Source organism: Chitinophaga sp. 10T418 (assembly GCF_056394125.1).
In genome coordinates this window covers 58,700-81,738 of the sequence record NZ_JBFTHG010000009.1, presented here as the reverse complement: position 1 = coordinate 81,738, position 23,039 = coordinate 58,700, and the positions used below count along the sequence as shown (strand labels likewise).

The following is a 23,039-nucleotide window of genomic DNA, read 5'->3' as shown; positions in this document are numbered from 1 at the left end:
CAGCAATATATGAATCAGCATAAAGCCACCAACAACCGGAACCCCGTTATAGATCTGAATGATCTCTTCCAGAAAATAACCTTTCACTGGCCATTATACCTCCTGGTAATAATAGCTGCTGTGACTGCGGCCATGCTTTACCTGAAGTACAAGAAACCGATATACATGTCTACCGCTAAACTTTACCTCAAAGACGAGAAAAAAGGTGGCGGAGAAGAAATGGATGCGCTGAAATCGCTCACCATGTTCAACAGCAGTAAAAATATAGAGAATGAAATGGAGGTCCTCAAATCTCCCATACTCCTGCAAAAAGTAATCGCCAATAATGGCTTTAACCTGCGCTATTATGTAAAGGGGACAGTCAGTAATGAAGAAATTTATAATCATCCGCCATTAACCATCCGCGTGTTGAGCGATGCTTCAAAAGTAGGCAATTACATTTTTGATGTAACAACAGCGAATGGCCAACTAAGGGTAAAACGAATCAGTGATACGATCGACTCCAGCACACAATTAACAGTCCGGTCAGGAGAACCATTTGCAATAGCAAAAGATAAATTCGTTATCACCTATCCTGCATCCGGCTCCGACGGAGGAAACCAGAACTTCCGTATACGCGTGGATTCCGTAATAGAATTTGCCTATGACAAGATAGAAGAGATAGGCACCGCACTGGTCAACAGGGATGCGACAGTCATACTGGTAAGTTTCAAGGACCCCATTCCCGAAAGAACCGCCGACTTCCTGAATGCTTTACTCGATACCTATAATGAATATACCCTCGATGATAAAAACAAAGTCACATTCAAAACAGTAGATTTTCTGACAGTCCGGATTGATTCATTGAAAGAAGAACTCGGCCTGCTGGAACAACAGGAAGAAAGTTTCAAAATACAAAGAGGCATTACAGATATTGATGCCAGCTCAAAACTGGCACTGGAACAGGTAAAAGACGCAGACATCCGCCTGAGCGAGGCTAATATGCAGCTGTCTGTTTTTAACCAGGTGGAAAACTACATCAGCAATCCCTCCAGCGACTATCCTTTTGCCCCCATGTTAGGTAACGTTGATCAAACGCTCACATCCATGATCAACCGATATGAAGAAGCGCTGAGAGAAAAGAAACGATTGTCGCTCTCCCTGAAGCCTACCAGCGATATCTTAAAAAATGTGGAATCACAGATCACCGACACCAGGCAAACCATTAAAGACTACATAGCAGGCTATAAACGGAATGCCGGCGTTGTACAAAAGAAAACGCAGGATAAGGTAAATCAGATTCAACAGAAAATAGCGAATATACCTACCTACGCAAAGGAATATATCAATATTAAAAGGCAACAGGGGGTAAAGGAAAACCTATATCTCTACCTGCTAAAGAAAAAGGAAGAAGCAGCGGTAGCATATGCGAGCAATGTAGTAGACAACAAAGTCATTGCTCCTGCCTATATACCTGACAAACCCATCTCCCCACGAAAAACCATTGTATTCATCGGTTTCGTGGCAGTAGGACTGATTCTTACCAGCGCCTACATTTATCTTAAGTATTTCTTAAATCCAAGAGTACTTAGTAAAAAAGAAATTGAACAGGTATTTGATCTGCCGGTGATCGCTGAAATATATCAACAGGAAGAAGGTGCAAGGGATATGTCTCTCCAGAATAAATCCGTACTGGTAGAACAGATCTTTAACATGCGTACCAACCTGAAATTCCTGCTCACCGGACAAACAGGTACCCCCACCATATTACTTACGTCCAGCATATCAGGTGAAGGAAAGACATTCCTCTCTGCACACCTGGGTAATGCCCTAACGGTGAGCAATAAACGGGTAGTGCTCCTTGAACTGGATCTCAGGAAACCAAAGCTCTCCCAGTTCCTGGGAATGGATAACAGCGTGGGCGTTACCAACTATATTATTGGTAACAAAACGATAGACGAGATCATCAAAAAAGTACCGCACACAGAGGGTCTTTACCTTGTTTCATCCGGGCCTATTCCTCCCAATCCGATTGAATTAATAGAAGGACAGCGCATGGCTGCACTGCTGGATCGCCTGAAAGAGGAGTTTGATTTCGTGATCATTGATATGTCGCCGATAGGCATTGTATCTGACGCAAAGAGCATTGCACAACAAATAGACTGCGCCTTGTTTGTGGTACGGTACAATTTCACGCATAAGTCGAAATTAATACCTGTATCCGAAAATATCCGGAAAGGATTCTTCAAGAAAACAGGCATCATTTTCAACGGTATAGAGCAGGATACCTTCTATCCATATTACTATTATGATCATTATTCCTACACAGAAAATAAGCGTAATAATAATACCTGGGCGTCATTGGTTAAAAAAATAAAACAAAGAATTGCATAAACTATTTGAAAATAGCGGTTGGCTGCTGATAGATAAGCTGAGTAAACTTTTCCCCGGCATTATCATCATGGCGCTCATTGCCCGTTACCTGGGACCCGAAGAATTCGGCATATGGAATTACGCCCTGGCACTCACCACTATCATCGGTAGCGTAGCAATACTGGGCATGGATAAAATTGCGGTAAAAGAATTAATCCATCATGAGCAGCAGCAAGGGAACATTGTTGCGACTATTATCTTTATGAGATTGCTTGCCAGCATCACCTGTTTACTGGCAAGTGTCAGTATTGTGCTGATCACCCGGAAACATCAGCAACTTTATCTCTATTGCACCATTTTCTCTTCCCTGCTCATTGTACTACAGTCCTTTGATGTATTGGATTATTTCTACCAGGTAAAAAGTAATCTTAAAAGAGTGATCATCCCTAAGGTATCTGTCTTCATTACTTTTTGCGGGATTAAACTGCTCATTATATTCTTTCATGGTACGCTGCTCACTTTTCTATGGGCATCGGTCATTGAATTGGTGATTACCTATCTGATCATATTGTTGATATACAGACACCACTATACTACCGGGTTTACCCTGCACGTGGATATACCACTGGCGAAAATGCTGCTGGCGCAAAGCTGGCCGCTGATACTATCCAACCTGCTGGTAGTCCTGTTCCTGAAAGTAGACCTTGTATTACTCGATATCCTTTCCAGTCCGGCTGAATTGGGTAGGTATGTTGCAGCGGCCAGGATATCTGAACTCTGGTATGCCGTTCCCACTGTTGTGGCGGTAGCGGTGTTACCGGGGCTGATAGAAAAGAAAAAAAACAGCGAAGAAAGGTATCTGCTTACATTGGAAAAGTGGTTACGCTTATCTTTCTGGTTAAGTCTTGCAATCTCTCTGTTTATTACCCTCACCGCACAATTTATTATTCCGTTTTTATACGGTAAAGGATATGCGGCTGCTTCACAGATACTGATGATTCACATATGGGCCAGCATCCCGGTATTTACCTGTATTGTTTTAGTACAGTACCTCTTCGTGGAGGGGAAGTATAAAATTTATCTCTATGGTAATATCTCCGGGTTACTCGTCAATGCCGGTATTAACTTCCTGCTGATTCCTGCCTATGGCGGAGTGGGCGCGGCTATTGCATCAGTGGTAGCATATAGTGCCGTTTACGGGACAACGATGTTGCTCGACAAAAGCGGACAGGGATATCTGCTGACTAAAAAAATATTTCATCCATTGCGGATGATTTCAGATATGAAACAGGTACACTCGAGCTTTAAAGTATTTACTGGCAAGCTATTAACCGTAAATCAAAAAACATTATGAGTGGTTTGAGGAACATAGCAGTAAAAATAGTCTCTTCCTTATTTCCCAGACTCCGTTACGGTGTGCGGGCATACAGTTCTGAGGGAGAAGATCTTATTCTGCAAAGAATCTTTGGCCAGAAAGAGAACGGCATTTATGTAGATGTAGGAGCTCATCATCCCTTCCGGGTGTCCAATACTTACCTGCTGCATAAAAAAAAGTGGACTGGTATAAACATAGATCCCCTTCCCGGTTCGAAAGCTTTATTCAACAGGCACAGACCTAAAGACACCAACCTGGAAATGGGGGTATCAGCCGTAAAGCAGCAACTTACGTACTTCATATTCAACGAACCTGCTTTAAGTACTTTTTCTCCCGAAAAAGTAAAAGAGTATACACGGGCCCCTCAATACCGGGTCATCAAAGAGCAAAAAATAGATACCTGGCCATTGGCAGATATATTGGATAGATACCTGGCCAAGAATGTTTCCATTGACTTTCTCACCATTGATGCAGAAGGGCTTGATATGGAAGTATTACGATCCAACAACTGGAATAAATACAGACCGGCTTATGTACTGGTGGAATCACAACCATTTGAGTTATTTCATATAGACAACAGTGAGCTCTGTCAGTATATGAAACAGGAAGGATACAGCATATTCGCGAAAACCTATTACACTTATTTTTTTAAAAATATGAAATCCTAAAATGGCTGGTAACAAGTTATATGTACAATATGGTTGTGGGCCTTTTTCAGCACCGGCTGGCTGGAAAAATTTCGATTCATCGCCTACGCTTAGCATTCAGCGAATCCCGCTGATAGGGAGCCTGCTGAAACCAGCGATGCATGTTTCTTTTCATCCTGACGTGCTATTGGGTGATATATTAAAAGGGTTACCCGGTATTGCCGACAACTCGTGTGATGGTATCTACTGCTCCCATGTACTGGAGCATTTGTCCCGCAACGATTGCAAACTGGCCCTCCGGAATACCTACCAATTACTTAAGCCAGGAGGTTATTTCAGGTGCGTGCTTCCTGATTTAGCCGGGGCCGCCAGGAGATATATTGATCTGCTGGATAATAATGACCCTGAGGCGAACAGCGCATTCATGCAGGAAACGTTGCTGGGCAAGGAAGAGCGGATACGTGGTTTCCGGCCAATCGTACAATTTATGCTGGGGAACCGCGAACATCTGTATATGTGGGATCACGTATCACTCACACATCAGTTAGCGGAAGCCGGGTTTAAAAACATACGAAGCTGCGGGTTTAACGACAGCAGTGATCATATGTTTAAACTGGTAGAAGAAGAAATCAGATTTAATAACGCAGTTGCACTGGAGGCGACCAAATAATGATACAAACGCCTGTCTTATTGCTCATATTTAACCGTCCCGAACAATCACTGCTGGTATTCGGGCAAATCAGGCTGCAACGGCCGGAGCAGCTGTTTATAGCTGCAGATGGCCCACGTGCGGATAAACCCGGAGAGGCAGCGTTATGTGAAGCAACAAGAAATGGCATCTTAAATAAAATAGACTGGCCCTGCAAAGTACACACGTTATTCCGCGAGCATAACCTGGGATGTGGTCAGGCAGTAAGTACAGCCATCGACTGGTTCTTTCAGCAGGTGGAGGAAGGCATCATACTGGAAGATGATTGTATCCCGGATCCCAGTTTCTTTCCTTTTTGCGCCACATTACTGGCACAATACAGGTCAGATGAAAACATCATGCACATCAACGGGAGTAACTTCCAGGCTGGCAAACACTGGGGAGACGCTGCCTATTACTTCTCCCGTTACGCATGTGTATGGGGATGGGCTACCTGGCGGCGCGCCTGGCAGAAATATGACTTTTCACTCCGCTCCTTCCAACACCTTTCCCGAAGCGGCCTCAATACATTTCTGCAATCCGAATTGCAATCCATATACGATGCTAAAACCGATACATGGGACATACAATGGTTTATGAGCGTTTGGTTTAATAAGGGATGGGCGATTACCCCGAATATTAGTCTTGTTAAAAATATAGGTTATGGAAAAGCCGCTACCCATACCCGGTTTGTTCCCGGGTGGTTCAAAAAAATAAAATACGGATCTATAACAGACATCATTCATCCCGGGAAAAATAGTATACAGGAGGAAGCAGACAGATATACTGCTGCTACAGTATACAGTCAGGGCAGCTTATCTATCAGACTAAAAAAAATGGTAAAGAAAAACCCGTTGTTATACGGCTTGTATAAACGTATCACCTAATTAGTAAAAATAAAATGGATAACGGATACAGTAGTCTTCAAAGCAGTAATGCATATGTGGAAGCTTTCAGGGAAAGTATGCCCCTGATGGTGGCTGGTGTATTGCTGTATCTGTATTACAACAGGCGTATCAATATTATTGACACGCTGCTATGTGCTTTTGCTACAGAAGCTTATACGATGATTGCCATAGGTCCTACCTTTACAGCTACTTTTTTTATCGGTATCTTCTTTTTTATTGAACAGCTTCATCAACTGCTGACAGGCAGACAATACATCCGGAAAGAATATTTGTTTCTGCTGATGCTGCCGTTGCTTTCCGAGATTTCGGTATTCCTTATTACACAGCTATACAAGGATCCATTCTATTACCCGGGGGGTAAACTATTGGCGTTTTGCACCAAGCCCATCTATTTTTACGTAAAAACCTACTTACCATTATTTGCCATTGGGGCAAAGATAGTGCAGGACAGACATGAGCTTTCGTTCGACAAATTCATCACCACCATAAAAAAAATCGCGGGCATCTCCTGTGGAGTAGCCACCCTCCAGATTGCCGTGCAGCTGATCTTTAAGAATATAGCATTGGGAGAACTACTGGGGTTACAAAGCCGGTATATGCTGGAGCAAATCAATGGCCCGCTTGGGTTGCGGGTACAGGCATTTTTCTCAGAGCCTAAAATATTCAGCGCCTTTTTATCTTTGGCGATCCCACTATTTGCTAAGGACAGAAACTACAAAATGGTAGCTGTTACATTGGTTGTTGGTATTCTCACCGCTTCCCAAACATTCTGGATAAACATACTGGCCGCCGCATTCCTGTTTTCTACGTTTAAGAAATTCAATTCCGTCAGKGTGAAAATGTTGGGTACACTAGGCATGATCGTGGGCATTTTCCTCATCGTAGCTGCTTCCAAGGAATATTTCCTGAAACATTATATGGAAAACCGGAACCAGCCTATTTATCAGCTGCTTTTTGAGAGATCTGCCTACCGGTACGATAATGAGATATGGCAAAAGAATAATATCATCATGGGTATTCCGCTCCAAAGGGATATGGAGTTACCTATAGTGGATTTCCTGAAGGATGAGCCCTACCTGCTTGTATCGGGATATGGTGCAGGAAACAGCACATTCATTCCTCCCAATTACTTCTTCGGACAGCTTAGTTACAAAAATCGGGTGGATGGTGTTGGTGGTCATAATCTCAACATGCGATGGTTCTTCATTCTCGCTGAATTTGGCGCGGTATCGTTATTGTTCTTCTTCCTGATACTTACTAAAACAAACCCACTAACACCCGCTTTTCAGCGCAACTATTTCGCATTTGTGGGCGTCTGTTTCTTTTTCAGTCAGATCGATCTCTTTTTAATAATAGTCGCATTGCTCAGTGCATATGAAAATGGGGCAATTAATGAAAATGATTATGAACAAAATACGGAATATACTATGGGGCATTAGGTTCCGGGGGGCCTTACTGTATCATTACCTGTTCAATAAAACGGTAAGGCAACGAACCGCATGGCGTGAAATGATGTATCATCTGTTTTCACCCGGCATGTATGCGGTAGCCAGGCAAAAGGCAGTCCTCGTAAATAAAGATGATCACTACTCCTATTACCGGATACAAGGCTTTGAGGATATATTCATTTATCCATCCTCAGCGCCATTTTATAGTCTGGCGATGATACTGGCAGAAGCAAGACCTCCTCACTGGCATTACTATGAAATACCACAAACAAAGGTAGCTCCGGGTGATGTGGTAGTAGACTGCGGAAGTGCAGAAGGATTTTTTGCATTCCAGCATCAATATACTGCCAGCCGCATTTTTGTACTGGAACCCCTGCCCTTATTTGTAGATTCCCTGCAACAACTTTTTCAACAAAAAAACAAAGTAGTGATTCTTCCGGTAGCTGCCGGAGATGTTTGTCAGAAAGCATACATGAATATAATCTCCGGTTACACCGTACTGAACGGTACCATCCAGCAACATAGTAACAACGGGCATTCCGTGGAAGTGGATGTAGTTACGCTGGACAGTCTCTTTGCTGACAAAGGCATCCGGATAGATTACCTGAAAGCAGATATTGAAGGATTTGAGGAAAACATGATCAGGGGCGCACTGAAAACGATCCGCGAAAGCAAGCCTAAAATAGCCATTACCACTTATCATGAAGGGCAGGATTACGAAAAGCTGATAGCCCTGATAAAAGGAGTGGTACCAGAATATAACCACCTCGTAAAAGGAATTCATTACCTCTCCGGCAATCCGGTGATGTTACACATGTGGATATAAACAGATCATGATGCAGATATTTTTGGACAATATTATATTCTCTATTCAAAAAGCAGGTGGCGTATCTGCTTACTGGTATGAGCTGCTGTCGGGCATATGCAACAGTGGTGAAGCCATTTGTTTTTTAAACGCCTCTCCGGTACCCAAGAATATTTTTGAACAGAAAATAAACTATCATCCATTCAACTGTATCCGTGAAAGCTGGATTCCCAGTAAATATCTCCGCTACCTGCCCATGCGGTATCAACTCCCGGCAGCTTCCGTTTTTCATGCCGGCTACCTCMGGGTTTCTACCCAGAAAAACATTCTGAATATGCTTACTGTGCATGATTTCGCACATGAACGGAAACTGGCTTCAAAATTTCCGCGGGGACTGGCCAATACACTGCAAAAGGCATATGGTATCAATCGTGCAGATGGTATTATCTGCATTTCAGAAAGTACCCGGAAGGAATTGCTTCACTTTTTCCCGGCCATAGATCCGGAAAAAGTGAAGGTCATCTACCATGGCATCTCTGATGATTTTTATCCGATTAACAAGCAATTACCGGCCAGATGTTCGCTGGATATGGATCTCGATAAAAAATTCATACTATATGTGGGCGCGCGCAGGAACTATAAGAATTTCTCCATGGCAGTAAAAGTAATGGAGTTACTACCACCCGCTTATCAACTGGTAATAATAGGCGGTGAGCCCTGGGGTAAAAAAGAAGTACAGGGCATGCAGGAAAAAATTGCCGGTCGTTATCACATTTTCCCTATTGTGAACCAGGTTGATCTGAATATCTTATACAATCACGCCTTCTGTTTGTTGTATCCATCCGCTTATGAAGGATTTGGATTTCCTCCGGGTGAAGCCATGAAGGCTGGCTGTCCTGTTGTCACTACCAATATTACGTCCATGCCAGAGATAGTGGGTAATGCCGGGTTAATGACAGACAAGGCTGATCCGGTTTTATTTGCAGAAAAAATTCAGCGCCTTGAAAATGACAGCTACAGACAACAGGTAATTACTCATGGATTAGTGCAGGCACAACAATTCACATGGGCTAAAAGCGTACGGGAAACGATTGGATTCTATCAGGATTGCTGGAATTATAAATTTTCGAAATGAGCATTATTTTCAAAATTGCGGATTCGGTAAAAGTATTCCTGACTTCGGGGAGGGGTTTTACGCCCCTGTGGGAAAAAGGAGCATCCGTTGCCTCTACACTGATAGTCCATAACTGCCGGCATTACATTCCTTCATTGAGTGTCATCCTGGATGTAGGCGCTAACCAGGGACAGTTTGCCCTGGCAGCCAACCATTTCTACCCGGGAGCAACCATTCATTCTTTTGAGCCGCTTCCGGAAGTGTTTTCAATATTACAACGCAATACACGCAGGTTACCCCTGATTAACGCTCACAACTTTGCTTTGGGTAATACCACAGGAACCCTTGCATTTAACAGCAATGCTTATTCTCATGCCAGTTCTGCACTCCACGTATCTGTTTTACAAAAAAATATGCTTCCCCAAACAGCTACCTCAAACGAAATACAGGTGCAGGTGAAGCGACTGGATGACTTCCACCCTTCTTCTCCCTTAGTGGCGCCATTACTATTAAAAATGGATGTGCAGGGATTTGAAAAAGAAGTACTAAAAGGTGCGGCGAATACGCTCCGGCAAATTGATTACCTGTTATTCGAAACCTCATTTGTTCAAATGTATGATGGGGAACCATTATTTGATGAGATGCACAATTTTGTTAAAGAGCTGGGATTTGAATTCATCGCCCCGGTAGGTTTCCTGCAATCTGAAAAATTACAAATCCTTCAAATGGATCTATTATATAAAAGAAAGACAGTATGAAAATTGTGGTCAACGATCATTCGGGTCATGCGTTTACGTTGCAATTAAGCCGGCAATTTGTGCAAAGCGGGCATGAAGTCCTGCATGCCTACTCAGTGTCCTTTCAATCACCCAAAGGAAACTTTGAAGATCTGCCTGGTGACGGAAACAGGTTGACAGTGCTGCCCATTATGATCAAAGGTAAGTTTGATAAATACTCCCTTTTAAAAAGAAGAAAACAGGAAATTGAATATGCCCGGCAGTTAATTGATAAAATGGAAGTATTTAAACCCAATGTAGTGTTAAGTGGTACCACGCCTTTATTTGTGCAACAACATGTGCAGCGGTATTGCATCAGCAAGGGGATTAAATTTGTGTATTGGTGTCAGGACATCTATGCAGTGGCTATCAGGCAAATTGCCAGGCGGCGGCTGGGTTTCTTCAGTTTCCCGATCTGGTATTATTTCAAACGCCTCGAAGTAAATCTGCTTAAGAAAAGTTCACATGTTATCAGTATCACCCAGGATTTTAACCATCTGTTCCGCAAGTGGAAGATTCATCCCAACCTGGTCACCTGCATCCCCAACTGGGCGCCTATCAGGGAAATAACACTGATGGATAAAAATAATCAATGGGCCCGGCAACACCAGGTAATGGATAAAACCTGCATTATTTATTCCGGTACACTTGGGTTAAAACATAATCCTGCGATGCTTTCTGCCGCAGCAGCCTATTTCAGTAAACATAAGGATGTTGTTTTTATCGTCATTTCAGAAGGGCTGGGTGCAGCATTTCTACAAAAAGAAAAGGAGCAGCAACAATTGGACAACCTTTTATTATTGCCATTCCAGCATTTCAGGGATATGAGCCAGGTACTGGGCGCTGCGGATATTTTACTGGGCATACTGGAAAATGATGCAGGCATCTATTCCGTCCCCTCAAAAGTGCTTACTTATTTATGTGCGCAAAAGCCCATTGTACTTGCTATTCCCCCTTCTAATCTGAGTGCTGCTATTGTTCTGGAAAACAAAGCCGGCTACTGCACTGCGCCGGATGATCACCAGGGTTTTTGTCATCATATAGAGAAGTTGGTAGCGGATGCATCTTTAAGAAAGGAAATGGGGTATAATGGCAGGTCTTATGCAGAAAAACATTTTGACATCCGTCATATTGAAAACAAGTTTTTGCAGGTATTTGAAGCTATCGGGAACTGATTTAACAACAATACTATGAAACCAGGAAACCATATTAATTTTTCTCTGAGATTACTCATTGATTATGTAGTGCTCACGGTGGCGTTCCTCTGCGCCAGAAAATATATTGCTGGTTTAGGAGATGTATATTTTTCCCAATTTAATTTGTTACTGCTGGGCATCAGTATTGCAGCATGGACCGTCATTGGTATATCTGTTCATTTATATGATGAATTCAGGACCCGGTCGTTTTCCTATGAATTTGTTGCGATTCTCAAGGCAGTCTTGCTACAGGCCTGCTTCTTCACATTTTTGTTCTTCTATTTCTTCAAGTATTATCCTTATCCCAGAACATTCACACTGCTATATACTTTTCTCATTTTCATCAGCATTACTATCGTTAAATTTTTTGTAAAGCAATCCCTCCTACGGTTAAGGTCAAACGGTTATAACATCAAAAATATACTCATAGTGGGTACCGGTGACACAGGGATGAAGTTTTATAAAACAATTTTATCCAACGATCACTTTGGTTACCGCTGCGTTGGTTTTGTGGATGAGCAAGMCAATGATCACCTGCACCGGCAATACCTGGGCAAGGTGTCTGATCTTACCAGGATACTGGAAGATCATGAAATAGATGATGTGATCATCGCCTTACCGGAAACATTAAACGGGCAGATGGAAAATATCATTATTGCCAGTGAAAAGGAAGCCAAACGGGTAAGAATCATAGCGGATTGTCATCGTTTCTGTACGTCTACTGCCAGCATGAATTTCTTTGGCAAGTTCCCGCTTTTAACGATCCGGACTTCTCCATTGGATGACCTCACCCAACAAAGGTTCAAGCGTATTTTTGAATTCTGCTTTACCTGTTTACTTTTTATTACGGTATTCAGCTGGCTATTTCCCATTATAGGCTTGCTGATTAAGCTATCTTCTCCTGGCCCTATCTTATTCAAACAGGAAAGATGGGGTTTGAAGAACAAAAAAATAATCTGTTATAAGTTTCGTTCTATGGTCATCAACACGGATATCGTAGATGAAAATGGGAGATACCAGCAGGCAGCACGCAATGATAGCAGGGTGACCCGCATCGGGCGGTTTTTACGCAAAACCAATCTTGATGAACTGCCCCAGTTTTTCAATGTATTGATGGGAGATATGTCACTGGTAGGTCCCCGCCCCCATCCCATTCCTTTACACCAGGAATCCAAGAACACCATACAACACTATATGCTAAGACATGTAGTGAAGCCGGGAATTACAGGTTGGGCACAGGTGAATGGTTGCAGAGGAGAAACCAGGATATCCGGTCAGATGCAAAAGCGTGTTGATTTTGATCTGTGGTATATTGAGAACTATAGTTTCTGGCTGGACTGCCAGATCATTTTTCAGACGTTAATGAATATGATCAAGGGAGATAAAAACGCCTACTGATTCAAGTCGCGTTTTAATGCTACTACATTCTGGAAGGAGAATATTTCATAACTGGTGGAATTATACGCTCCCAGCGCTTTTAATCCATCGGGTAATAACCGGTAAAAATCATAGCCTGGTAATATATCAACGATATCCTTAAAAAATGTTCTGGAGATGATGTTCATTTCATTGAACTCGATTTGTATGACGGATACCAGTCCTTTGGCGATGGTTTGCTGCGCCCCTTTCAACACACTTAGCTCGTGACCTTCCGTATCTATTTTCAATAGCGCAATCTTCGATATGTTATGTGATGCTACAAATTCATCAATGGTAGTAAGCATAATAGCTACCTCCTCTGCCTGTCCTTTATGGAGATGCTCTATCACATCTTTGTACATGCTGGCATGTTCGGAACCACCATTTCCATGGTAATCATACATGGCAGCCCGGGTACTTACTTCTCCTGCTCCCTGCGGCACAGGCGTAAAATCATGTACTGCAGCCACCTCCTGTAATTTCCGGAAAGCCACGGGATGAGGCTCAAAAGCATAAATAGGTAACCTGATATTATTCTTCCTGAGCATAATGGAATAGTTACCCATATTGGCGCCAATATCCATGATAACGCCGGAATCAAGATGCTGCCCGGTCAGCAGGTATTTAATAAATGCTTTTTCTCCCGACACCACCTCATTCTCATAATTCCTGAGGCCGAGTCCGCACATGCTCAATTTGTACAAAAAAAGATTGAACGGGTAAAAAACCCTCCGGGCGAATAAGAATACATACATTCCTTTGATTGACTTCCCGAGCGCATTCATGATTTGATAGTTATATGATGGGGGTGATCATAGACGACAAGGTCAATACTCCACTATACTAAATTTACTGATATTTAATGCTGGAAGATCTATTCACTTTGTTCATTCTGAGAGAAATGAGCTGACGATCTGCGTTTTCCAGGCGGATCTTTATTTGTTGCCGCTTATTGATCGAATAGATATCTTTATGGTCCGAAAACATGATAATGGATCAGAAAGCACATTGGGAAAATATCTATACAGGAAAGCAGCCAAATGAAGTAAGCTGGACGCAGGAAGTACCTGAAATTTCATTGACACTCATTCATGAAATGAACCTTCCGAAATCAGCGCGGATTATTGATATTGGCGGTGGTGACAGCAAACTGGTTGACTTCCTGCTCCGGGAGGGATTTGAGAATATTACGGTGCTGGATATATCTGAAAAAGCATTGGACAGGGCCCAAAAACGGTTAGGCCCACTTGCCGGGAAGGTGACCTGGATTGTGTCTGACATAACCACGTTCAATACTACCAACACATACGACTTATGGCATGACAGGGCCGCTTTTCACTTTATGACTACTCCCGGGCAAATTGAAAAGTACCTCAGCATTGCGAAGCAAGCAGTAAAAGGCTATATGACCATCGGCACCTTTTCCTATGATGGTCCGACAAAATGCAGTGGATTGACAATTAAACAATATGACGAAGCGGCGCTGACGGCGCAACTATCAAACGGATTCACGAAGATCAAATGTATCACGGAAGAACATATCACACCATTTAATACCAGACAGCATTTTCTGTTTTGCACTTTTAAAGCAACATCCGGCCAGCCATGATATATGGCTGACCGGAAATAATAATATCAGGTGCGTTCATATGCGCGGAAAGATTGCCTGGCTACTCCCAGTTCATCAATGCCATATTCAATCACGTCCCCCGGACGCAGAAAACGCTGCGGAATACGTCCTGTGCCACTTCCTGCCGGAGAGCCGGTAGAAATAATATCACCTGGAAACAAACCAAAAAACTCGCTGATATATGCCGTCAGATCCGGCACCGGATAAATAAGATCCGATGTATGCCCATCCTGCATCATCTCTCCATTCAGCTTAAGCCAGATATGCAGATTCCCCGGATCAGGAATTTCATCTTTCGTAACAAAATAAGGGCCCAGCGGGGCAAACGTATTACATCCTTTTCCCTTATCCCAGGTGCCTCCCCGCTTCTTCATGTATGCACGTTCGCTCACGTCATTATGAAGGATATAACCGGCCACGTAATTCATGGCTTCTTCCTTTTCCACGTTGGTACCGGCTTTACCTATTACCACACCCAATTCTGTTTCCCAATCTGTTTCGAGGCTGTTTTTAGGGATCATCACGCCATCGAAAGGTCCGTTCAGCGCGCTCATGGCTTTCAGAAATAAGATGGGTTCAGATTCGGGAATAAAGCCGGTTTCCTTAATATGATCCCTGTAGTTTAATCCCACACAAACAATTTTTCCCGGATTGGCCAGGGGCACACCCAAACGTGTTGTTGGTGGCACTTTTTTGAGCTGATGCCTGTCTTTCGCAATAAAAGATGCTAATCTTTCCAGTCCGCCGCTGCCCAAAAAATCATTTGTATAATCTTCGCCCAGTGCTGATGTGTCATACCATTCATCGTTGAGGAGAATACCTGGTTTTTCGTTTCCCGGATTCCCATGTCTTAATAATTTCATCTATTGTTGTTTTACTACCGGCTGTTTCCAGTCTAATTGTAATGTTTCACTTGTCCATGTTCTGATACGATAACATAATTCCGGGTTCCCTTCCAGATGAGTACCATAGGATGGGATCATTGCTTTCAGCTTTTCTGTCCACTCTCCTTTTAGCTTACCAGGGAAACAGGTTTTAAGCAAGTCCAGCATAATAGATACCGCCGTAGATGCCCCCGGAGAAGCACCCAGCAAAGCTGAAATAGTGCCATCTTCACCTGCTACCACTTCTGTTCCAAAGCGAAGGGTACCTCCTTTATCGGGATCATTGTAGATCACCTGCACCCTTTGCCCCGCCTGTTGCAGTTCCCAGTCATCGCCATTGGCGTTTGGATAAAATACCTGCAAGGCGGCTATCCTGTCTTCAAATGATAAACTTAACTGCTCCACAAGATATTTCTCCAGACCGAAATTTTCTAATCCTACCTTCATTAACGGAAGAATATTCCAGTATTTGATAGATTCAAACAAATCCAGGAAGGATCCTTCCTTTAAAAACCTGGTGGAGAAAGTAGCAAACGGTCCGAATAAAATGGCTTTCTCTCCTTCGATCATCCTGGTATCAAGGTGGGGTACACTCATGGGAGGAGCCCCAACAGAGGCCTGTCCATATACTTTGGCATTATGCCTGTTTACGATCTCTTCTTTTTTACACACCAGCCATTCACCACCCACCGGAAAGCCGCCATACTGCCTACCTTCCGGGATACCTGATTTCTGCAGGAGCTGTAATGATCCTCCGCCGGCGCCTATGAACACAAAATCTGCGGTGACCTGTGATGTTTCTTTAGTAAGCAGGTTCTCTACTTTCACTTCCCATTTGCCATCCCTTAACTGTTCCATGGTTTCCACTTCATACTCCAGGTGTAATTTGAAATTAGGCTGTTGCTGGAGCTGATGTATCAAAGCCCTTGTCAGCGCTCCATAGTTAACATCCGTACCCAGTTCCATATGCGTGGCGGCTGTTTTTTCTGAAAGCTCCCTGCCCTCCATCACCAGGGGAATCCAATCCTGCAGCACTGCCGGATCTTCCGAATATTCCATCCCCTGGTACAGCTGGTACTGCTGAAGTGCATCAAACCGTTTACGCAGATAAGCCACATCATTATCTCCATGTACAAAACTCATGTGTGGTGTACTCCTGATAAAACCGGCCGGATCTTTCAGCTGCCCCTGTTCTACCAGGTAAGACCAAAATTGTTTGGACACCTCAAACTGCTCAATAATATGAATAGCTTTACTTGTATCGATACTACCATCTTCTCTCTCCGGGGTATAATTCAGTTCACACAGCGCGGAGTGGCCAGTGCCTGCATTATTCCACGCATCGGAGCTTTCTCCGGCTACCTTGTCGAGACGTTCATAAATGTGAACGGAATAGTCCGGTGACAAGTGTTTGAGCAATGTAGCCAGCGTAGCGCTCATGACGCCCGCACCTATCAGTAAAACATCTGTGTGTAATATTTGCTTTTGCATATGATCCCGGTTTGAAGGTGATTCTTACATAAAATAATCTATCTCCATAAATGTTCAGTAATATGGGATAAATTTTAAGGAATAATTAATTTATGTGAGAGAGCGCCGGATTACAATCACAGGATACTGATGAAATCATCTTTTGAATTCTTACCGACAGGTACTTCCTCCTTATTCAAAAAAATGACCTGCCTCCTGACAACGGAGTGAATCCTTTAATTGCTTATTTCCAGCAATCAGGTTCCGTCTTGTCAATACAAACATCAATTTGTATAAAGAATAGAAAATTAATCAGTTACCGTGTTTCCATATAGAAAATTTGTTAAAAATTAGGAACAAGATAATTTTTCATTACATTTATAACATCAATAACCCGAATCAATATTTATCAACAATCTGTCAATGAACAATGAAAGCACCTGTTGTCAGCATTATCCGGCATTCCAACTGATCAGCCAAACCAGATGAGTAAGAAAGGATAAACTAACCAACAGTTAAGAGACTCAACCAAAATCCAGCGTGTGTTGTGTAATTGCATAGACGACCGCCACTGATGAACCTGACTTTATTGTGAACAAGATCTGCACCGCTTAGATCCAATTTCTTTTTAAAAAATTTCATTATCGCCAATAGCGCTGCTATGTGTTGTGTGCCTCTCATTTGCCTGCTGCAAGTATGTATGGTACCATCATGATAGTAGCCATCCTAAACCCATAACTTAAAAGAACAATGAAAACGTTAGCTACATGGCTGCTGATAACAGCCATATCTCTACAATGCTATGCACAACAATCTTTACAAGGAAAAGTATATGATATCTATACACAAACGCCTGTTAAAGGAGCGGAGATATCTGCCGCCGGTAAAGTCCTGACGACAACAGATGCCGGTGGTAATTTCGGGATTGATTATAACGGCAGTGATGACCTTATTGTAACAGCAGTTGGTTATGGGTCGCAAAGTATTCATGCCAGCAACGGCAGCAAGCAGTTGATGATAGGTCTTACCGCTGTTATCTACAGCCTGGATGCCGTCACCGTACATGCCGGTACATCTCCAAATCTCTCCGAATCCAGATCAGTGGCCATGCTTACCAGGCAGGATCTACAAAGAAATGATGGACTCTTTCTTGAAAATACGTTGAACCTCGTTCCTGGCGTACGGATGGAAAAAAGAACCATGTCCGGTGGACAGCGTATCACCATCCGGGGATACGGCAACAATACCAACTTCAATGGTACAGGATACAAAGCCTACCTGAACGGCATTCCTGTAACCGATGCAGAAGGAACCACAATCCTGGATGATATTGACTTTTCCATCCTGGGTCGCGTGGAGGTTATTAAAGGGCCGTCATCCAGTTTATACGGCAGCGGCATTGGAGGCGTGCTGAAAATGTTTACGCTGAAACCATCCTCCCCCGGTACACATATTACACAGGAAGCCCTCGCCGGAAGCAATGGCCTGTTCCGAACCAATACCCGCCTGGAATATGCTGACCAGAAATCTGCGGTGATGCTGAATTACGGCCATCAGAACTACGACAGCTACCGTATCAACAGCGCATCAAAAAAAGATTTCGTTTCATTCATCGGTGATTTTTACGGCAATGAAAAGCAAACATTTTCCGTGTATGCAGCCTACAACAGCTCCAACGATCAACTCGCAGGGCAACTGGACAGTATACAGTTTGCACAGAAAAAAGATACCGGGGAAGTACCTTATCTGAAAAATCATGGCTATGTGGCTTTTGAAACTTATCGCGCAGGACTTTCCCATAACTATGCTTTTTCGTCTCATGTCAGTAATCTTACCAGTGCTTACTTCAGCGGATACAAGCAATCACAGGCCTTTGCAGTAGGGCTGTCTTCCAATACAGCACAGAATTTTGGGGCCCGTACAGCATTTGGACTGCACTTCACTGGCGGCACCATTACCTGGAATGGTACTATTGGCGCAGAATACCAGAAGACAAATTCCTTCAAAAAAAGTTACGGTCTTGCAGATAATGTACAAGGACCAATTAGTGGTGACCTGGAACTGGCCACTATGCAATACAGCATTTTCACGCAATGGGAAATAAAATTGCCTCAGGGCTTTGCAGTTACTGCCGGCGTAAGCAATAACTATATTGAATACGGCATAACAGACCGGTTAACCAATTCCGGTAATCCTTCCCACAAAGACCAGTCGGGTCATAAAACATTTACACCGGTAGTAACGCCGCAGCTTTCTCTGTTAAAAGCACTGACCCAAACGATCGCTATATATGCCGGCGTCAGTAAAGGTTATTCTCCTCCTACCTCCGGCCAGGTAGTGATTCCGCAGATCAGCCAGGTAAACACCGGGCTGCAGCCGGAAAAATCAACACAATATGAACTGGGTGCCAAAGGTAGTTTGCTGAATGAAAAACTCACATTCCAGGTGGCAGTATTTGATATGGAGATAAAAGATAAACTCACTTCACAGGCTATCACCGACAACAACGGAACGGTATTATACAGCGTTACCACCAATGCCGGCGGCCAGCAAAACCGTGGCATAGAAGCAGATCTGGCTTATAGCATCTCCTTTACCAAATCGGCGGCCTTCTCGCTGATACGCCCCTTTATCAGCTACACCTACTCCAACTTTACGTACAACGATTTCAAAAGCGACAATAACAATAACCCCAAAACCATTAACTACAACGGGAATAAGGCTTCCGGCATAGCACCTCATCTCTTCAATAGCGGAGCAGATGTTATCACTAAATGGGGTGTTTACCTGAATACCACTTTACAGTATGTAGACAAAATGCCTATCACATACGATAACAGGCATTACGCAGATGCCTATACGTTGTTACAGGCTAAACTGGGTTATAAACACCGTATTGGCAAACATATAGGTTTGGATGTATTTGCAGGCGGTAATAATCTCACCGGCAGCAAGTATTACACCATGGTATTCCTGAACGCCAACTTCAGCGGAGCAACGCCTAATATATACCTGCCAGGGCCTTACAAGGCAACCTGGTATGGAGGATTTAATCTGCACTATAAATTCTAATCATTCTTTAAACCGGAATACTACGTCATGAAACTAAAATATGTATTACCTGTAATCCTGGTCGTTATACTTACTTCCTGTGGCAGATTTGGCAACCCTAAAAGTGATATCACCGATACCCGCATTGTTTGTTTATCCAAGCAATACAACGAGGTAATTTATGCGTTGGGCGCTGAAAAAAACCTGGTAGCAGTAGACCTGTCCAGTACTTATCCACCGGCAATTAAATCGTTACCCACTGTGGGTTATCACCGGGCACTAAGTGCTGAAGGAATTATAGCACAGAACCCCACACTGGTGATACACGATAATAATATAGGGCCGGAACCCGTGATGCGGCAGCTGGAAAAAATGAAGATCCCGATGAAAACCTTTGCGGACAGTGTTTATACCATTGAGCAGGATAAAGCTATGATACGGCAGTTGGCCAGCTATTTTAAAAAAGAACCGCAGGCCGATAGTCTTTGTAAGCAATTAGATACGGAGATGAAACAAGCGCTTGCTAACGTTCACCAATACACCGACACGCCAAAAGTAGTGATTATTCATTTTGGTCGCGCCATGAATATTTACCTGGCCATTACGCAAAAAAGTACTGCCGGAAAAATGATTGGCTGGGCCGGCGGAATTATTCCTATTGGTGGAGACAAAGGCATGCAGCAGGTTTCAGCAGAAATGATTGCACAGGCGGACCCGGATGTTATTTTACTGACAGACTTTGGTTATGACAGGTTAGGCAGTGTTGAAAAGATAAAGGAACTGCCTGGCGTTGCCGGTACCAGGGCGGCACAAAGCAACCGGATTTTCAGGATAGAAGAGCATGACATCGTATACCTGGGGCCAAGGACTGGTGCTAATGTACTCGCCTTTCAAAAGCTGATACATGCCGTTAAGTAAACAGTACCGGGGGGTATATCCCCTGCTCACTGCATTGCTAATAGTAACAGTACTCCTGTCGGCCTGTTATGGTGCAGTAAACATCAGCACCGCAGAAATTGCCGGTGCCTTAAGCAAAACTTTTTCCGGTGGTGGGCCGCTCTCCCTGCACGAACGTATTTTTATGGAAATACGTTTGCCCCGGACCATCTTCTGTCTGCTGGCGGGTGCTGCGCTGGCTGTTGGCGGTGTATTGCTGCAGGCGCTTTTCAGGAATCCCATAGTGGAACCCGGATTAATAGGTACTTCCAGCGGGGCTGCTTTTGGCGCGGCACTTTATTTCGTACTGGGGTCAACGTTACATTTCAATGCCGGCGAATGGACACTTCCCCTGGCAGCATGCGCTGGTGCCATACTGGCCACCTTCCTGGTACTTGGCTTTTCAGAGAAAAAACAAACGGGTAAAACAGCGATTGTAACGCTATTGCTGACAGGCATTGCCATCAACGCATTATTCCTGAGTGGCACCGGCTTTCTCTCCTATATTGCCCGCGACCCGCAGGCGCGTTCTATTACTTTCTGGAACCTTGGCACCTTATCTGGCGCTAACTGGCATGCCGTTACCATTACAGGTATCGTACTCGCCATTTGCTTCTGGCGTGCCTTATCCTATACCAGCCAGTTAAACCTGCTGATACTGGGAGAAGAAGAAGCGATGCTGGCCGGCGTTTCGGTACAACGCTTAAAAAGGGAAGTATTAATCATCAATGTGGTCATGATTGCAGTCGTGACTGCCTTCACCGGCGTGATCAGTTTTGTAGGACTGGTAGTGCCACACTTTCTGCGAATATGGAAAGGCGCCGATAACCGTTACCTGGTCATTGGCAGCGCGCTCGCCGGCGCCGTGTTGCTCAGTCTCGCCGATGTGGCAGCAAGACTCCTTTTAAGGCCTGCAGAACTGCCTATCGGGATCGTTACTTCCGTTGCCGGCGTCCCCGTTTTCATCTTTTTACTGCGGAAAAAAAATTATTATTTCTGATGATACGGTTATCCAATATTACCTGTAAAGCAGACAGTAAAATTTTACTGCAGGAGATCAGTACTGATTTTGCGCCAGGCAAACTGCACCTGGTGATTGGACCTAATGGCGCCGGTAAATCCACCCTGCTGAAAGTAGCAGGCGGACAACTGGCTCCCGATGAAGGCATCGTTCAGTACCAGGACAAACTTGTAGCCACCCTCTCCTGCAAAGCGTTGGCACGTATCCGCGCATCACTTTCTCAACATATGGAATTATCCTTTCCATTAAAAGTAGCAGAAATAGTTATGATGGGCCGATACCCCCATATGAGTGGAGACTACAGCAGCAAAGACTTACAGTACTGCGGGGAAGCGTTACAGCTTTTTGACCTCGAACAGCTGGCAACGCGTGATTATATGAGTCTATCGGGCGGAGAAAAACAACGGGTTCACTTTGCGCGTATTATGGCCCAGATATGGGAGCCGGTACCGCGCTCCTGCCGTTACCTGTTACTGGACGAACCGCTTACTTTCCTGGATGTACATTATCAGTACCAGTTTATGCAGTTGTTGAAAACATTATTACAGCAGCAGGACCTGGTGGTAATAGGCGTAGTACATGATCTCAATATAGCGGCAAAATTTGCCGACAACCTCCTCCTCCTGCACCAGGGAAAGCTGGTATGCAGCGGCTCAAGAGAGGATGTACTAACCTCATCACATATACGAAAAGTATACCGGATGGAGCCTGAAATCTATGAATCAGCAGACAGGTATTTCCTTTTATTTTAAAAACGACTAACCAGAATATTGAACCAATTTAAACCCAACAGCCACAATGAAAAAAAAATCAGTCAGCATGCCGCTATGGCGCTACGTTTTGCTGGTAGCACTGTTGCTTACCACCTTCTCCGCAGGGGCACAACAAAATGCCCGGTCGAGTCAGAAACCCGCTCCCGAATGGATCAAAATGATGGATGATCCTAATGTTAACTTCTTCGTTATTGAGAAATCTTTTAACGACTACTGGAAAGGCAAAGAACTTCCGGTAGAAGAAGATGAAGTACTGGATGTAAAAAATAATTCTGAAAGAAAACGACGTTTTCTCGGGCTATTTAGAAGAAAGGAATCCGAAGCAAAAAAAGAAGGGGAACAATATGCATTTGAGTACAAAAAATACCAGTGGTGGCGTCGGCAGATGTTGCCCTATGTACAGCCAGACGGCACTATTCTCAATAAGGACCAACAGATCCAGATCTGGCGGCAGCAAAAGGAACTGAAAACAAATATTAACGCTAAACAGGCCAAAGACCAAAAAGAAAAAGACAGCAGCAGGACCAATTAATAACAGGCCCTCTA

20 protein-coding genes are annotated in these 23,039 nt (G+C 43.8%); 17 read left to right on the top strand and 3 right to left on the bottom strand.

Annotated elements, in window-relative coordinates; all coding sequences use genetic code 11:
* Positions 1 to 9: 9 nt before the first annotated feature.
* Genes AC1DCV_RS24555 through AC1DCV_RS24505 form a run of 11 tightly spaced genes read left to right on the top strand, consistent with a single transcriptional unit; the run spans position 10 to position 12,707 of the window.
* A complete protein-coding gene (locus AC1DCV_RS24555) occupies positions 10 to 2,373 on the top strand; it encodes a GumC family protein (RefSeq protein ID WP_477025639.1) in 2,364 nt (787 codons plus the stop codon).
* Positions 2,366 to 3,706: a flippase gene (locus AC1DCV_RS24550; protein ID WP_477025638.1), complete on the top strand. Its 1,341-nt coding sequence runs from the start codon at positions 2,366 to 2,368 to the stop codon at positions 3,704 to 3,706. Before AC1DCV_RS24555 ends, AC1DCV_RS24550 begins: the two co-directional genes overlap by 8 nt.
* A complete protein-coding gene (locus tag AC1DCV_RS24545) occupies positions 3,703 to 4,395 on the top strand; it encodes an FkbM family methyltransferase (RefSeq protein WP_477025637.1) in 693 nt (230 codons plus the stop codon). The genes AC1DCV_RS24550 and AC1DCV_RS24545 overlap by 4 nt, the downstream gene beginning before the upstream one ends.
* 1 nt (position 4,396) lies before the next feature.
* On the top strand, positions 4,397 to 5,044 hold the full coding sequence (locus AC1DCV_RS24540) for a class I SAM-dependent methyltransferase (protein WP_477025636.1): 648 nt from the start codon (positions 4,397 to 4,399) through the stop codon (positions 5,042 to 5,044).
* Positions 5,044 to 5,949, top strand: a complete 906-nt coding sequence (locus AC1DCV_RS24535; RefSeq protein WP_477025635.1) for a hypothetical protein — start codon at positions 5,044 to 5,046, stop codon at positions 5,947 to 5,949. Before AC1DCV_RS24540 ends, AC1DCV_RS24535 begins: the two co-directional genes overlap by 1 nt.
* 14 nt (positions 5,950 to 5,963) lie before the next feature.
* Complete coding sequence (locus AC1DCV_RS24530; RefSeq protein ID WP_477025634.1) at positions 5,964 to 7,409, top strand: hypothetical protein; 1,446 nt, start codon at positions 5,964 to 5,966, stop codon at positions 7,407 to 7,409.
* A complete protein-coding gene (locus AC1DCV_RS24525) occupies positions 7,375 to 8,244 on the top strand; it encodes an FkbM family methyltransferase (protein ID WP_477025633.1) in 870 nt (289 codons plus the stop codon). The genes AC1DCV_RS24530 and AC1DCV_RS24525 overlap by 35 nt, the downstream gene beginning before the upstream one ends.
* A gap of 7 nt (positions 8,245 to 8,251) precedes the next feature.
* A complete protein-coding gene (locus AC1DCV_RS24520; RefSeq protein WP_477025632.1) occupies positions 8,252 to 9,358 on the top strand; it encodes a glycosyltransferase family 4 protein in 1,107 nt (368 codons plus the stop codon).
* Complete coding sequence (locus AC1DCV_RS24515) at positions 9,355 to 10,095, top strand: FkbM family methyltransferase (RefSeq protein WP_477025631.1); 741 nt, start codon at positions 9,355 to 9,357, stop codon at positions 10,093 to 10,095. Before AC1DCV_RS24520 ends, AC1DCV_RS24515 begins: the two co-directional genes overlap by 4 nt.
* Positions 10,092 to 11,288, top strand: a complete 1,197-nt coding sequence (locus tag AC1DCV_RS24510; RefSeq protein ID WP_477025630.1) for a glycosyltransferase family 4 protein — start codon at positions 10,092 to 10,094, stop codon at positions 11,286 to 11,288. The genes AC1DCV_RS24515 and AC1DCV_RS24510 overlap by 4 nt, the downstream gene beginning before the upstream one ends.
* A gap of 15 nt (positions 11,289 to 11,303) precedes the next feature.
* On the top strand, positions 11,304 to 12,707 hold the full coding sequence (locus AC1DCV_RS24505) for an undecaprenyl-phosphate glucose phosphotransferase (protein WP_477025629.1): 1,404 nt from the start codon (positions 11,304 to 11,306) through the stop codon (positions 12,705 to 12,707).
* On the opposite strand, the gene AC1DCV_RS24500 is transcribed toward AC1DCV_RS24505, so the two are convergent.
* Complete coding sequence (locus tag AC1DCV_RS24500; RefSeq protein ID WP_477025628.1) at positions 12,701 to 13,417, bottom strand: FkbM family methyltransferase; 717 nt, start codon at positions 13,415 to 13,417, stop codon at positions 12,701 to 12,703. The genes AC1DCV_RS24505 and AC1DCV_RS24500 overlap by 7 nt on opposite strands.
* A 302-nt stretch (positions 13,418 to 13,719) precedes the next feature.
* On the opposite strand from AC1DCV_RS24500, the gene AC1DCV_RS24495 reads away from it, so the two are divergent.
* A complete protein-coding gene (locus tag AC1DCV_RS24495) occupies positions 13,720 to 14,337 on the top strand; it encodes a class I SAM-dependent methyltransferase (RefSeq protein ID WP_477025627.1) in 618 nt (205 codons plus the stop codon).
* 26 nt (positions 14,338 to 14,363) lie between these two features.
* Here the strand turns inward: AC1DCV_RS24495 and AC1DCV_RS24490 are convergent, their stop codons facing one another.
* Both AC1DCV_RS24490 and mqo read right to left on the bottom strand, forming a co-directional pair.
* Positions 14,364 to 15,221 (bottom strand): fumarylacetoacetate hydrolase family protein, encoded by an 858-nt coding sequence (locus tag AC1DCV_RS24490; RefSeq protein ID WP_477025626.1) that lies wholly within the window; start codon positions 15,219 to 15,221, stop codon positions 14,364 to 14,366.
* A complete protein-coding gene (gene mqo / locus AC1DCV_RS24485) occupies positions 15,222 to 16,733 on the bottom strand; it encodes a malate dehydrogenase (quinone) (RefSeq protein ID WP_477025625.1) in 1,512 nt (503 codons plus the stop codon).
* A 729-nt stretch (positions 16,734 to 17,462) separates the two neighbouring features.
* Between mqo and AC1DCV_RS24480 the strand changes: the two genes are divergently transcribed.
* Genes AC1DCV_RS24480 through AC1DCV_RS24460 form a run of 5 tightly spaced genes read left to right on the top strand, consistent with a single transcriptional unit; the run spans position 17,463 to position 23,025 of the window.
* A complete protein-coding gene (locus AC1DCV_RS24480; RefSeq protein WP_477025624.1) occupies positions 17,463 to 19,784 on the top strand; it encodes a TonB-dependent receptor in 2,322 nt (773 codons plus the stop codon).
* Positions 19,785 to 19,811: 27 nt separating this feature from the next.
* Positions 19,812 to 20,681: a heme/hemin ABC transporter substrate-binding protein gene (locus tag AC1DCV_RS24475; RefSeq protein ID WP_477025623.1), complete on the top strand. Its 870-nt coding sequence runs from the start codon at positions 19,812 to 19,814 to the stop codon at positions 20,679 to 20,681.
* Positions 20,668 to 21,699 carry a FecCD family ABC transporter permease gene (locus AC1DCV_RS24470; protein WP_477025622.1) on the top strand — a complete coding sequence of 344 codons (1,032 nt, stop codon included), beginning with the start codon at positions 20,668 to 20,670 and terminating at the stop codon, positions 21,697 to 21,699. The genes AC1DCV_RS24475 and AC1DCV_RS24470 overlap by 14 nt, the downstream gene beginning before the upstream one ends.
* Positions 21,699 to 22,472 carry a heme ABC transporter ATP-binding protein gene (locus tag AC1DCV_RS24465; RefSeq protein ID WP_477025621.1) on the top strand — a complete coding sequence of 258 codons (774 nt, stop codon included), beginning with the start codon at positions 21,699 to 21,701 and terminating at the stop codon, positions 22,470 to 22,472. Before AC1DCV_RS24470 ends, AC1DCV_RS24465 begins: the two co-directional genes overlap by 1 nt.
* Positions 22,473 to 22,518: 46 nt before the next feature.
* A complete protein-coding gene (locus AC1DCV_RS24460) occupies positions 22,519 to 23,025 on the top strand; it encodes a hypothetical protein (protein WP_477025620.1) in 507 nt (168 codons plus the stop codon).
* Positions 23,026 to 23,039 lie beyond the last annotated feature (14 nt).